Raw genomic sequence first — 12,708 nt, forward strand, 5'->3', positions numbered from 1 at the left:
GGAGGGCGGCCATGGGGGAGACCGTGATGGTGGTCTACGGGACCCGTCCCGAGGCGATCAAGATGGCCCCGGTGATCCTGGCGCTGGAGGGATCCCCGCACGTCGACCCGCTCGTGGTGGTCACCGGACAGCACCGGCAGATGCTCGATCAGGTCAACGGCCTCTTCGGCATCACTCCACGCCGCGATCTCGACGTCATCCAGCCGCGCCAGCAGCTCCACGAGATGACGCAGCGCATCCTCGCCGGCCTCACCGAGGTCATCCGCGAGGAACGGCCCGACGCCCTGCTGGTCCAGGGCGACACGACCACGACCATGGTCGCGGCGCTCGCCGCCTTCTACGAGCGGGTGCCCGTGGTCCACCTCGAGGCGGGCCTGCGCACGGCGCACCGCTACAACCCCTTCCCGGAGGAGGTCAACAGGCGGCTGACGTCCCAGCTCACCTCCCTGCACCTGGCCCCCACGCCGGTGTCCCGGGGGAACCTGCTGCGCGAAGGTCTCGCGAGCGAGGACGTGGTCGTGACCGGCAACACCGTGATCGACGCCCTGCTCGACGTGGTGGGCAGGCGCCTGCCCCTGGAGAACCCCGCCCTGTCGGTGCTCGACGGCTCGCCGGCGGTCCTGGTCACCACCCACCGTCGCGAGTCCTGGGGTGCGCCGATGGCGCGCACGGCGTCGGCCGTCGCCCGACTGGCCGTCGAGTTCCCGGACACGAGATTCGTGCTGCCCGCGCACCTCAACCCAGTGGTCCGCGAGGTCCTCCTGCCCGCGTTGCGGGGGTTGCCCAACGTGACGGTGACCGAGCCGCTCTCCTACAGCGACTTCGCCCGGGCGATGGACGCCTCCTCGATCATGCTCACCGACAGCGGCGGCGTGCAGGAGGAGGCGCCCAGCCTCGGCAAGCCGGTCCTGGTGCTGCGCGAGACCACGGAGCGGCCGGAGGCGGTCGACGCCGGGACCGTCCGGCTCGTGGGCACGGACGAGGAGCTGATCATCGGCGCGGTCCGGGAGCTCCTCACCGAGCCGGCGGCGTACGCCGCGATGGCGCGCACCGTGAACCCCTACGGCGACGGTCGTGCCGCTGGCCGGAGTCGGGCCGCGATCGAGCAGTACTTCGGTCGGGGCGTGCGGATCCCCGACTTCAGCCCCTGACCCGGGCCGGGTCGCCTCAGCGCCAGATGCCGCGGGTGTCGTAGAGCACCTTGCCCTCGAGACGGGAGCGGCTCAGCGACCGGAAGTGGTCGTGGTCGACCAGCACGACGACGATGTCGGCGTCGTCGATCGCCTCGTGGACCCGTTGCAGGCGCACCCCGCCCCGGCCCTCCAGCGCCGGCGGCAGGTGGTCGATGAACGGCTCCGCCACCCGCAGGTCCAGGTCGGGCAGCGCGTCCGCGATGTCGGTGACGATGTCCATGGCGGGGCTCTCGCGCAGGTCGTCGACGTTGGCCTTGTAGCCGAGGCCGAGGCACGCGACGGTCGGGTTGCGGAACCGCTCGGTCTTGGCGATGACCTGCGAGGCCACGTGGTGGGGCTTGCCGTCGTTGACCTCGCGGGCGGTCCGGATCAGCCGGGAGAGCCCGGGCGAGGCGCCCACGATGAACCAGGGGTCCACCGCGATGCAGTGGCCACCGACCCCCGGCCCCGGCGTCAGGATGTCGACGCGCGGGTGGTGGTTGGCCATCTTGATGATCTCCCAGACGTCGAGCCTGAGCTCCTCGCTGATCAGCGACAGCTCGTTGGCGAAGGCGATGTTGACGTCCCGGTAGGCGTTCTCCACGAGCTTGGCCATCTCCGCGCTGGCGGCGTCGGTCAGGTGGATCTCCCCCTGGCTGAAGACCCGGTAGATCGCGGCAGCCTTCGCGGCGCAGCGTCGGGTGACGCCGCCCACCACGCGGTCGTTGGTGATCATCTCCACCATGATCCGCCCAGGGAGCACCCGCTCGGGGCAGTGGGCGACGTGGAAGTCGGGGACCCCCTCCGAGGTGTGCGGGGCCACCAGGTCGGGGCGGAGCTCCTGGAGCCACCTGCTGACGCCCTCGGTGGTGCCGGGGGGAGAGGTGGACTCCAGCACCACGACCTCGCCGCCCCGGAGCCGGGGAGCGATCTCCTCCACCGCCGCGCGCACGTGGCTCAGGTCGGCCTGGTGGTCGTCCCTGAACGGCGTGGGCACCGCGATGATGTAGGCGTCGGCGTCGGGGGTCTTGGTGGTGGCGGTGAGCCGGCCCATCGACACCGCCCCGCTGACCCCGATGGCCAGGTCGGGCTCGACGAACGGCAGCTCGCCCCTCGACACGGCGGCGACGGTGCTCTCGTTGACGTCGACCCCGATCACCTCGACCCCGCCCACCGCGAGGGAGACGGCCGTCGGCAGGCCGATGTAGCCCAGCCCGATGACCGCGACCGTTCCGTTGAAGACCTCATCCATCGTCTTGCCCCCGTCTTCTGTGCACTCAGTGCGGTGTCGGTGTGGGTGTGGGTGTCTGGGTGACCGGGCCGCGAGGACGCGGCACGGCCGGCCGGCGGTAGGGCCGGCGCGGGTGGATCCGCTCTGCCGCGAGCAGGCCGACGAACGCCGTGTTGGTGACCAGGTAGCGCCGCCAGAGCCGGCGGGGCTCCTGGCGGACCCGGTAGGCCCACTCGAGTCCCGCTCGCTGCCAGCGCTCGGGCGCCCGGCGGGTGAGCCCCGCGAGGACGTCGAAGGAACCCCCGACCCCGTGCAGGACCGGGACGTCGAGCTCGTGGCCGAAGGTCGCGAGGAAGATCTCCTTGTGCGGGGTCGTCATCGCGAGGAAGAGCATGTCCGCCCGCGAGTGCCGGATCCCGTCGGCCACCTCCTGCGCCTGGGAGGCGTCGAAGTAGCCGTCGCGGCTGCCGGCGACCACCAGCCCGGGCCACCGTCGCGCCACGACCTCAGCCATGGCCGCCAGCACCGCCGGCCTGGCGCCCAGGAAGTAGACCCGCCGGTGCTCCCGGTCGGCCAGGTCGAGCAGCGCCTCGAACAGGTCGATCCCGGCGACCCGCTCCGGCAGCGGTCTGCCCAGGACCTTGCTGGCCCAGACGACCGACTGGCCGTCGGCCAGGAGCACGTCGCAGGCGAGGAGGGAGTCGCGGAGCATCTCGTCGGCCGTGAGCTTGACGACCTTCGCCGCGTTGACGACGCCGATGAGGAGCCGCTCGCGGGTGCGCACCGCGTCCCGGGCCAGGGCGACGGTCTCGGCCAGGGTCAGCGAGTCGACGTCGAGGCCGAAGAGCTGCTGGTGCCCGAGGACCCTGGACTCACTCATCGTCGCCGCCGGCGGGGAGCCAGGCGTAGAGCAGCCAGCCCAGCTCGTAGGGCCGGCACTCGTGGTCGATTCGCCGCGGTGGCAGGACGAGGTCGAGGCCGGGCACCCGGGCGGCGGGCACGGCCGCGGACAGGGCGGCCTGCAGTGCTCTGGCCGCCTTGGGGGGCTCTCGCCGTCCCACCTTGCGCCACACCAGCCCCCACCGCTCGGAGACGAGCTCGTCGAGCACCTCGGGGTGGCGGTCGAGCCACCCGAGGCCTCGCGCGACGGCCGGGCGGTGGTCCGCGCCACCCGCCTCGAGCAGGTCGAAGAGGACCATCGGGGCCATCGCGTGCTGGTGCACGCTGTAGACCGGGAAGCGCTCGACGACCGTGCCGTGGCGCGAGTCGTAGTGCCACCACCACTGGCCTGCGGCGCCCTGGAGCTCGCAGAGCGTGGCCGCGGTGCCGTTGGCCGCCTCGAGCCACTCGGATCGCCCGGCCACCGAGGCCCGTGCCAGGGCCTGCAGCGGATACACCTGGTCGGCGAAGCTGCCGACATGGGCCCGCCACCGTGGCTGCGCGGCGGCGGGGAGCAGGTGGGGGTAGATCCCGGCCTCGCCCCGGTGGGCCAGGAGCCTCTCGGCGGCGAGCTCGGTCACGGCGCCGGTGTGGCCGAGCCGGCTCGCGGCGGTCGCGGCGGTGAGCATCCAGGCGACGTCCACGGTGGGCAGCGGCCCGCCTGCGGCGAGGAGCTCCTCGAGCCGACGGAAGAGCTTGTCGGCGAAGGTGTGGCCGACCTCCGCCTCCGCCCACGCCACCAGGGCCACGGCACCCGGGTCGGGGTCGTCCAGCGCGAGATGGGCGGTGCGGACGAGCAGCTGCTCGAGCATCGTCCCGCCCAGCACGGCCCGGGCCGGCTCCGCGCCCAGGCGCCCCAGGCCGAGCAGGGCCATCGCCGAGTAGCGCAGGTTGTGGCCCTCGGCCCGCACCCGCAACCCGTCAGGGCCCCTGACCAGCCGGAGCGTCTGCGCGAACTCCCCGCGCGGAGCGTCGTACCCGCGAGCCAACCCCCCAGCAGCCAGCTCCACCAGCCTTCGGACGGCCTCGGCGCCCTCGCGCCCGACCTGCTCCGCCCGCGGGGCGGGATGCCCCGAGCGCACGTTCTTCACCACCATCAGACCCCCCGACATCTCGCTCCATCGTGTGCTACGTCACACGGGGGCGATACCACCATAATTGGGTAAATGGTGACTAGTCGTCAACAAGGACGGTCGGTGACCATGCTTCCTCGACGAAGCGCAGGGGCGCCGTCTCCGCGTCCACGTCCAGGGACCAGACGTCGGTCACGCCGGGCTCGTCGGGGCGCGGCATCCCGTAGAGGAGCGTGTCGTCATCGAGCCACGCGACCTGGTCGTCCACGCCGCGTGGGCTTTGGGGCAGGACCCGTCTTCGGCCCGTGGCGAGGTCCAGCACGGCGAGACCCCAGACCTTCTCGTCGCCCGGCTCGACGTCGACCTTGAAGGCCACCCGCGAGCCGTCCGGGGAGAGGGAGGGACACTCGGCGTCCTCGGTGACCGAGGTGAGGGTCCGGGAGCCGAGGTCGCCCTCGACCAACCAGGTCCTCCCGGCGGTGGCGACGGTGGCGTAGAAGCGCTCGCCGCCGGCGAAGGTCACCCCCCACACGTTGCGGTCGGCCGGCTCGGTCCGGCGTCCCTCCAGGACCAGGGCGAACTGCTCCAGGTCGCCCCAGTCCTGCCCCCCACCCCACTCGCGGACCACCGTCTCGGTGGAGAAGCCGACTGTGGTGTAGGAGTGGCCCGTCACGAACGACGTGGTGGCCACGAGGGCGCCGTCGGGGGAGACCTGCGTCCTGCTGGGGATCCCGGGGAGCGGGTGGGTGCGTTGCACCTGCCAGTCCGGACCGAGCTCGCTGGCCTCGAAGAGGGTGCCCGCCCGCCTGATCGCCAGGCACGACGCGCCTCCGTGCCAGGCGGCCACGCGGTCGCACTCCACCCCGGTGAACTCGCGCGCACCCTGCGGGTCGTCCAGCGCGACCAGGGTCACCTGCCCGTACCTGCTGTCCAGGCCGGTGTGGCGGAAGACGATCCTGGGGCGCGCAGCGATGCTCCCCGTCCTGGCCTCCGCCGCCTTCGGTGCGCGCTCGCCCTGGGCGACCACCCGGTCGCGCTCGGCCAGGACGTACGCCGTCGCGCCGCCGACGACCACGACGGTCACCGCGGTGAAGGCGGCCACCCGCGCCCCGGCCCTCATCCGTTCGCCACCGCTTCGTCCAGGCGCCGCACCCGCGTCGCGGCGAGCAGCACCAGGCAGGCCAGGGCGCCGGAGACCACCAGCATCGCGGTGCGCGGGCCCACGAGCAGCCACAGCGAACCGAACCCGACCGAGGCGACCATCCGGGCCAGCGCCACCACGGTCTGGGCGGCCGCGATACCGCTGGTGCGTGCCTGCACGGGCACCAGTCGGCCGGCCACGGCGGCGATCACCCCGTCGGTGGCGGCATAGAAGCCACCGAGCAGGAGCACGGTGGTCAGGGTGGCGACCGCCGTGGAGGCCGGGAGGGTGGCGCACAGGTAGGCGCCGGCCAGCAGGAGGTGCCCTCCGACCAGGACCCGGGCGCGGCCGACCCGGTCGGCGAGCCGTCCGACGGGGACCGCGAGCAGGAGGTAGGCGACGTTGGTGCCGACGTAGAGCAGGGGGAACCACTCGACGGCGAGCCCGCCCCCGTCGAGCAGGACCAGGTAGACGAAGCCGTCGCCGACGGTGAGGACCCCCAGCCCGCCTGCCACCGCCAGCAGCGGACGGAGTCGTCGGTCGGTCAGGTCCCGCCAGCGGAAGGGCGGGGGGACGCTGGTCCCGGTCCGGTCGGGAACGGGGCGGACCCGCTGGTCGGGGCCCAGCAGTCCGAGGAGGGCCAGCCCCACCAGCGCGAACGCCAGCGAGGCCACCAGGACCACGGTGTAGTCGCCGGGGACCAGCCACAGCAGGGCGAAGGCGATCAGCGGACCCAGGGCGGCCCCGATCGTGTCCAGCATCCGGTGCACGCCGAAGGCCCGACCGAGGTACGCGGTCGGCGTGGCCGAGGAGATCATCGCGTCGCGCGGCGCGGTGCGGATCCCCTTGCCCACCCGGTCGACCGCCACCACCGTGGCGATGCTGCCCACCCCGGTGGCGAAGAGCAGGAAGACCCGCGCGAGCGCGGAGAGCGCGTAGCCCGTGAAGGCGACCCACTTGGGTCGGTCCGTCCGGTCGGCCACCCACCCCCCGCCCAGCCGGACCAGGGCGCCCACGCCCTGGTAGAGACCGTCGACGAATCCGTAGGCGAGCACGGAGAGGCCGACCACGCCGGTGAGGTAGAGCGGCAGGATCGCCGCGACGGACTCCGAGGAGACGTCGGTGAGCAGGCTGACCAGGCCGAGCGTCACCACGACCCGTCCCACCGGCCGGCGCGGCGCGGCGGGGTCGCCCCCGGTCGCGGGCCGGTCGCGGAGGGAGAGGTACACCGGTCTCAGTCCCCGGCGGCGCGCCGCACGCCGTCGCGGTGCGCTCTCGGGCTTGCTGCGCGCATCTCGGGCCCCCTCGCGTGACGGGCCCGGCAAGCGCCCGCACCAGCCCAGTATCGGCTCGTGGAGCGACGGGGGGAATCCCTCCGGGGGGTCTTTGCCACGTCTCACGCCGGTGCCGACGAGGTTCCGCGACATGAGAGGCTGCGGTGCGTGACCACTCCCGAGACCCCGATCCCAGCCGCAGCCCTCTCCGACGACCACGCCTTCGCCACCTGGGCGGCCGAGCAGGCTGGCGAGCGCCTCCTGGCGGTCCGCGCCCAGGGCCTCGAGGGCAAGGCCCTCAAGGACGCCGGCGACGCGGCCGCGCAGGCGATCCTCGCCGAGCTGCTGGCCACCTACCGTCCCGACGACGCCGTCCTCTCCGAGGAGGCGTCCGACGACAAGGCCCGTCTCGACGCCGACCGGGTCTGGATCATCGACCCGCTGGACGGGACCCGTGAGTTCTCCGAGCCGCCCCGCGACGACTGGGCGGTGCACGTGGCGCTGTGGCAGTCGGGCGAGCTGGTCGCCGGCGCGGTGGCCCAGCCCGCGCTGGGGGAGACCTTCAACACCGGCATCCCGGCGGTGGTGCCGCCGCGCACGTCGCAGAAGCCGCGGATCGCGGTCTCGCGCTCGCGCCCCCCGGCCTTCGTCGAGGCGCTCGCCGCCGAGCTGGACGCCGTCCTGGTGCCGATGGGCTCGGCCGGGGTCAAGGTGATGAGCGTGGTCCGCGACGTCGCGGACGCCTACGTGCACGCGGGCGGGCAGTACGAGTGGGACAACGCCGCCCCGGTCGCCGTCGCACGGGCCGCGGGCCTCTTCTGCTCCCGGGTCGACGGCTCCGAGCTGGTCTACAACAAGGACGACGTCTCGCTGCCCGACCTGATCGTCTGCCGCCCCGAGCTGGCCGAGTCGATCGTCGACTTCGTGCGGCGGCACGGGACCGACTGAACGACCGACCGCCGAACGCCGACAGCCGCGGCCCCTCGTGGGGACCGCGGCTGTCGTGTCTGGCGGGTGCTGCCCGGTGCTGAGTGGTGCTGGGCTCAGCCCACGGGGCGGAAGAATCCGCGGCTGGTGACGATGCCGTAGGCGGTGGCCGAGAACGTCTCGTCGTCCTTGGTCACGAACTGGAAGGAGTACTCCGGCCCGATCTTCTTGGGGGCGGGCAGCTTCACGGTGAACTTGCCCTTCTTGTCGGTCTTGATCTTGCGGAGCTTCTTGTACTCCGCGTTGTCCTTCTTCTTCCAGAAGATGGTGATCGGCTTCTTCGTGTAGGACGGGGTCACCTTGCCCTTGATGACCGTGCCCTTCTTGGTCTTGTTCTTGCCCACGTTCGTCTTGAACTTGCGGGTGACCGCCACCGGGACCGGCGCGGAGGTCGCCGCCAGGAAGTTGTCCTCGTACTGGCTGGCCGCGTTGTAGCCGCTGTAGACGACGCGGAACAGCGCGTTGGAGTCCGGCTTGATGTCGCGGAAGGTGCCGTACGTCGCGCCGGTCGGGGCGCCGAGGTCGACCCAGGTGCCGCTCTTCGCGGTGAACATCTGGAGCGTCGAGACGCCCTTGAAGGCGCCCTTCTCCGCGCCGGTGGAGTCGACGTAGCGCAGGTCGACCTCGACGTTGACCGTGGCGCCGACCGGGATGCGGCCGCTGTCCGCGTAGTCGGGGGGCAGGCTCACCTCGACGGTGGGCGTCGGCTGGAACGTCTCGGTGGCGTTGGCCGGTGCGCTGAGCGCGAGCGGGCTGAGGCCCAGGAGTCCGGCGGTGGTGAGTCCTGCGATGAGGCGGGTGGTGTTCATTCCCCGTTGGTCCCTTTCTGAATGGTGTGGGCGTCGCCCACGAAGTCGGCTGGCTGCCCCCGAGAGCCGCCGCGCAAGTCCTACCCCATGGTGGGTACGGACAAACCAGCAGGGGTCGTGCCGCATGGCCCGAACGGGTCATTTGTGGGCAGTTCTGCGCCATTCGGCCCCGCCGGGGTCCGGACGCGGGTCACCGTGGAGGAATGTGGGACACCATCGACACCTCGCGCGCGAGCCATCTCTCGCACGACCGCCCGTGCACGGCCTGCGGGCACGCGCTGCACGTCTACCTGCCGTGCTCGGACAGCTGCGACTGCGAGCCGGCCGTCCCCGAGCCGCCCCGTTCGCCGGGCCGGCGCCGGCCGGTGAGCGTCTGAGCGTCGCGCTCGTGCCTGACCCCGCGACGTAGACTCGCGACATCACCCCGCCGGACGTGCAGGCGGGGTCTCTCGTGTTGCCCGTCGTCGGAAGGCCCCTGTCGTGAGCTCTGGCTCCACGCTCACCTCACTCACCCGCGCCGTCCTGGCCGATCCTGCCCTCGCCGAGTCCATGGCAGACGCCAGGGACGGCTCCCTACGCACCCTGGACCTCACCGGCCCGGCCGCGCTGCGCCCCTTCGTGGTGCGGGGGCTGGTCGACGCCGGCCGCTTCGTCCTGGTGGTCACCGCCACCACCCGGGAGGCCGAGGACCTGACCACCGCGCTGGGTGCCCTGGTCGACCCGGCCAAGGTGGCGCACTACCCCTCGTGGGAGACCCTGCCGCACGAGCGGCTCAGCCCGCGCAGCGACACCGTGGGCCGACGGCTGGCGGTGCTGCGACGCCTGGTCCACCCCGGCGAGGACGCCAGCAACGGTCCGCTCTCGGTGGTCGTGGCGCCGGTCCGGTCGCTGCTCCAGCCCCAGGTCAAGGGGCTGGCCGACCTGGTGCCCGTCGAGCTCGTCAAGGGCGGGCAGGCCTCGCTCGAGGACGTCGTGCGCGGCCTCTCCGACGCGGCGTACTCCCGGGTCGACCTGGTGGAGCGGCGCGGCGAGTTCGCCGTCCGCGGCGGCATCGTCGACGTCTTCCCGCCCACCGAGGAGCACCCGCTGCGGGTGGAGTTCTGGGGCGACGACGTGGAGGAGATCCGCAGCTTCTCCGTCGCCGACCAGCGCACGATGGAGGAGGTGCCCCGGCTGTGGGCGCCGCCGTGCCGCGAGCTGCTGCTCACCGACGAGGTCCGCGAGCGGGCCGCCGAGCTCGGCCGGGCCCACCCCCAGCTGCTGGAGATGACCGACAAGATGGCGGCCGGGATGGCCGTGGAGGGCATGGAGTCCCTGGCGCCGGTGCTCGTCGACGAGATGGAGCTCCTGGTCGACCTGCTGCCGGCCGAGAGCCACGTGCTGGTGCTGGACCCCGAGCGGGTCCGTACCCGCGCCCACGACCTGGTCGCCACCAGCGAGGAGTTCCTCGGGGCGAGCTGGGCCGCGGCGGCCGGCGGCGGTGCCGCCCCGATCGACCTCTCGGTCGCCTCCTACCGCGAGGTCTCCGAGGTACGCGAGCACACCCTGGAGCGGGGGATGCCGTGGTGGTCGATGAGCCCCTTCGGCCTCGGGGACTCCGCGGAGCTGGCCGAGCTCGACCTCGACGTGCGGATCGGCGCGGTGGAGTCGCGCACCCTCTCCGCCCAGCCGGTCGAGAGCTACCGGGGCGAGACGGAGCGGGCCCTGCACGACATCAAGGGCTGGCTGGCCAAGGGCCACCAGGTCGTCGTGATGTATCCCGGCCACGGTCCCGCCCAGCGCCTGGTCGAGGTGCTCGGCGAGCACGACGTGCCGGCCCGCCTCGTCGGGCCCGAGGAGCCGCCGGCCGGGCCCGGCGTGGTCACCGTGACCTGCGGGCCCCTGGACCACGGCTTCACCGACCCGGACCGCCGGATCGTGCTCCTGACCTCGGAGGACCTCTCGGGCCAGAAGTCCTCGACCCGCGACATGCGCCGGATGCCGGCGCGCCGCAAGAGGCAGATCGACCCGCTCGAGCTGAAGACCGGCGACTACGTCGTCCACGAGAAGCACGGCGTCGGGCGCTTCATCGAGATGAAGCAGCGCGTGGTGCAGGGCGCGACCCGGGAGTACCTCGTGGTCGAGTACGGCGCCTCCAAGCGGGGGGCCCCGCCGGACCGGCTCTACATCCCCGCGGACACCCTGGACCAGGTCACCCGCTACGTCGGCGGCGAGCAGCCGAGCCTGGACCGGCTCGGCGGGGCCGACTGGGCCAAGCGCAAGAACAAGGCCCGCAAGGCGGTCCGCGAGATCGCCGCCGAGCTGATCAAGCTCTACGCCGCCCGGCAGGCGACCCAGGGTTACGCCTACGGACCCGACACCCCCTGGCAGCGGGAGCTGGAGGACGCCTTCCCGTTCGCGGAGACCCCCGACCAGCTCACCACGGTCGACGAGGTCAAGGCCGACATGCGCCGGACCGTCCCGATGGACCGCCTGATCTGCGGCGACGTGGGCTACGGCAAGACCGAGATCGCCGTCCGCGCCGCCTTCAAGGCCGTCCAGGAGGGCAAGCAGGTGGCGGTGCTGGTGCCGACCACCCTGCTGGTCACCCAGCACCTGAGCACCTTCACCGAGCGGATGAGCGGCTTCCCGGTGGTGCTCAAGGCGCTGAGCCGCTTCCAGAGCGACAAGGAGGCCAAGGAGGTGATGGCGGGGATGGCCGACGGCTCGGTCGACATCGTCGTCGGCACCCACCGGCTGCTCGGCAAGGACGTCCGCTTCAAGGACCTCGGGCTGATCATCGTCGACGAGGAGCAGCGCTTCGGCGTCGAGCACAAGGAGCAGATGAAGCAGATGCGCACGTCGGTCGACGTCCTCGCCATGAGCGCCACCCCGATCCCGCGGACCCTGGAGATGGCGGTCACCGGGATCCGGGAGATGTCGACCATCACCACCCCGCCCGAGGAGCGCCACCCGGTGCTGACCTACGTGGGCGGCTACGAGGACCGCACGGTGATCGCCGCGGTGCGCCGCGAGCTGCTCCGCGACGGGCAGGTCTTCTACATCCACAACCGGGTGCAGTCGATCGAGAAGGCCGCCGCCAAGCTGCGTGAGCTGGTCCCGGAGGCCCGGGTGGCCACCGCCCACGGGCAGATGGGGGAGAAGCAGCTCGAGCAGGTGATGCTCGACTTCTGGGAGAAGCGCTTCGACGTGCTGGTCTGCACCACGCTGGTCGAGTCGGGCCTCGACGTCTCCAACGCCAACACGATGATCATCGAGCGCTCCGACACCCTCGGGCTCTCCCAGCTCCACCAGCTGCGCGGGCGGGTGGGCCGCTCGCGCGAGCGCGCCTACGCCTACTTCCTCTACCCGTCGGAGAAGCCGCTGACCGAGACCGCCCACGAGCGGCTCGCCACCCTGGCCCAGCACTCCGACCTCGGCGGCGGCATGGCGATCGCGATGAAGGACCTCGAGATCCGCGGCGCCGGCAACCTGCTGGGCGGCGAGCAGTCCGGGCACATCGCCGACGTCGGCTTCGACCTCTACGTCCGGCTGGTGGGCGAGGCGGTCAGCGAGTTCCGCGGGGAGGAGAGCGACGAGGTGGACGAGGTCCGCATCGAGCTGCCGGTCGACGCCCACCTGCCCCACGACTACGTGCCCAGCGAGCGCCTCCGGCTGGAGATGTACAAGCGGCTCTCGGAGGTACGCGGTGACGCCGACGTCGACGAGATCCGCGAGGAGCTGGTCGACCGCTACGGGCCTCCGCCCGAGGTGGTGGAGACCCTGCTGGTGGTGGCGCGCTTCCGGGCGCGGGCCAGGAACGCCGGTCTCACCGAGATCGGGCTCGCCGGCAAGAACGTCCGGTTCGCCCCGGTCACCCTGCCCGACTCGCGGCAGGTGCGGCTGCAACGGCTCTACCCCAAGGCCAAGCTGCACAGCCAGGTCGACGCCCTCCTGGTGCCCCGCCCGCTCGGGTCGGCGAACGGCTCCGGGATCGCCCTGCTTCAATGGGCCCACGGAGTCATCGACCAGATCATCGACCCCGCGCCTCCGGGCGCCCCCGCTCCGACCAGCTGAATGCCGCGCACCACCGAGGAGAACCC

At 72.5% G+C, this 12,708-nt stretch carries 10 protein-coding genes; 4 read left to right on the forward strand and 6 right to left on the reverse strand.

Annotated features, from left to right (window positions below):
* Positions 1 to 11 precede the first annotated feature (11 nt).
* On the forward strand, positions 12 to 1,151 hold the full coding sequence (wecB, locus tag AC4BG9_RS13745) for a non-hydrolyzing UDP-N-acetylglucosamine 2-epimerase (protein ID WP_490571674.1): 1,140 nt from the start codon (positions 12 to 14) through the stop codon (positions 1,149 to 1,151).
* 16 nt (positions 1,152 to 1,167) lie between these two features.
* Here the strand turns inward: wecB and wecC are convergent, their stop codons facing one another.
* The 5 genes from wecC to AC4BG9_RS13770 all read right to left on the reverse strand — a co-directional run bounded on the left by wecC (position 1,168) and on the right by AC4BG9_RS13770 (position 6,785).
* The gene (wecC, locus tag AC4BG9_RS13750; protein WP_490571675.1) at positions 1,168 to 2,424 is read right to left on the reverse strand and encodes a UDP-N-acetyl-D-mannosamine dehydrogenase; all 1,257 of its coding nucleotides are present in this window, start codon (positions 2,422 to 2,424) and stop codon (positions 1,168 to 1,170) included.
* A 25-nt stretch (positions 2,425 to 2,449) separates the two neighbouring features.
* A complete protein-coding gene (locus AC4BG9_RS13755) occupies positions 2,450 to 3,283 on the reverse strand; it encodes a WecB/TagA/CpsF family glycosyltransferase (protein WP_490571676.1) in 834 nt (277 codons plus the stop codon).
* Complete coding sequence (locus AC4BG9_RS13760) at positions 3,276 to 4,454, reverse strand: hypothetical protein (protein ID WP_490571677.1); 1,179 nt, start codon at positions 4,452 to 4,454, stop codon at positions 3,276 to 3,278. Before AC4BG9_RS13760 ends, AC4BG9_RS13755 begins: the two co-directional genes overlap by 8 nt.
* Positions 4,455 to 4,515: 61 nt before the next feature.
* A complete protein-coding gene (locus AC4BG9_RS13765; RefSeq protein WP_490571678.1) occupies positions 4,516 to 5,535 on the reverse strand; it encodes a TolB-like translocation protein in 1,020 nt (339 codons plus the stop codon).
* Complete coding sequence (locus tag AC4BG9_RS13770) at positions 5,532 to 6,785, reverse strand: MFS transporter (protein ID WP_490571679.1); 1,254 nt, start codon at positions 6,783 to 6,785, stop codon at positions 5,532 to 5,534. The genes AC4BG9_RS13765 and AC4BG9_RS13770 overlap by 4 nt, the downstream gene beginning before the upstream one ends.
* 213 nt (positions 6,786 to 6,998) lie before the next feature.
* On the opposite strand from AC4BG9_RS13770, the gene AC4BG9_RS13775 reads away from it, so the two are divergent.
* Positions 6,999 to 7,778 (forward strand): 3'(2'),5'-bisphosphate nucleotidase CysQ, encoded by a 780-nt coding sequence (locus tag AC4BG9_RS13775; protein ID WP_490571680.1) that lies wholly within the window; start codon positions 6,999 to 7,001, stop codon positions 7,776 to 7,778.
* Positions 7,779 to 7,873: 95 nt separating this feature from the next.
* Here the strand turns inward: AC4BG9_RS13775 and AC4BG9_RS13780 are convergent, their stop codons facing one another.
* The gene (locus tag AC4BG9_RS13780) at positions 7,874 to 8,626 is read right to left on the reverse strand and encodes a hypothetical protein (protein WP_490571681.1); all 753 of its coding nucleotides are present in this window, start codon (positions 8,624 to 8,626) and stop codon (positions 7,874 to 7,876) included.
* A gap of 203 nt (positions 8,627 to 8,829) precedes the next feature.
* Between AC4BG9_RS13780 and AC4BG9_RS13785 the strand changes: the two genes are divergently transcribed.
* Complete coding sequence (locus tag AC4BG9_RS13785) at positions 8,830 to 9,003, forward strand: hypothetical protein (RefSeq protein WP_490571682.1); 174 nt, start codon at positions 8,830 to 8,832, stop codon at positions 9,001 to 9,003.
* Positions 9,004 to 9,175: 172 nt separating this feature from the next.
* The gene (gene mfd, locus AC4BG9_RS13790; protein ID WP_490571893.1) at positions 9,176 to 12,682 is read left to right on the forward strand and encodes a transcription-repair coupling factor; all 3,507 of its coding nucleotides are present in this window, start codon (positions 9,176 to 9,178) and stop codon (positions 12,680 to 12,682) included.
* The last annotated feature ends 26 nt before the right edge of the window (positions 12,683 to 12,708 follow it).

Source organism: Nocardioides sp. Z40_12, from assembly GCF_058215795.1.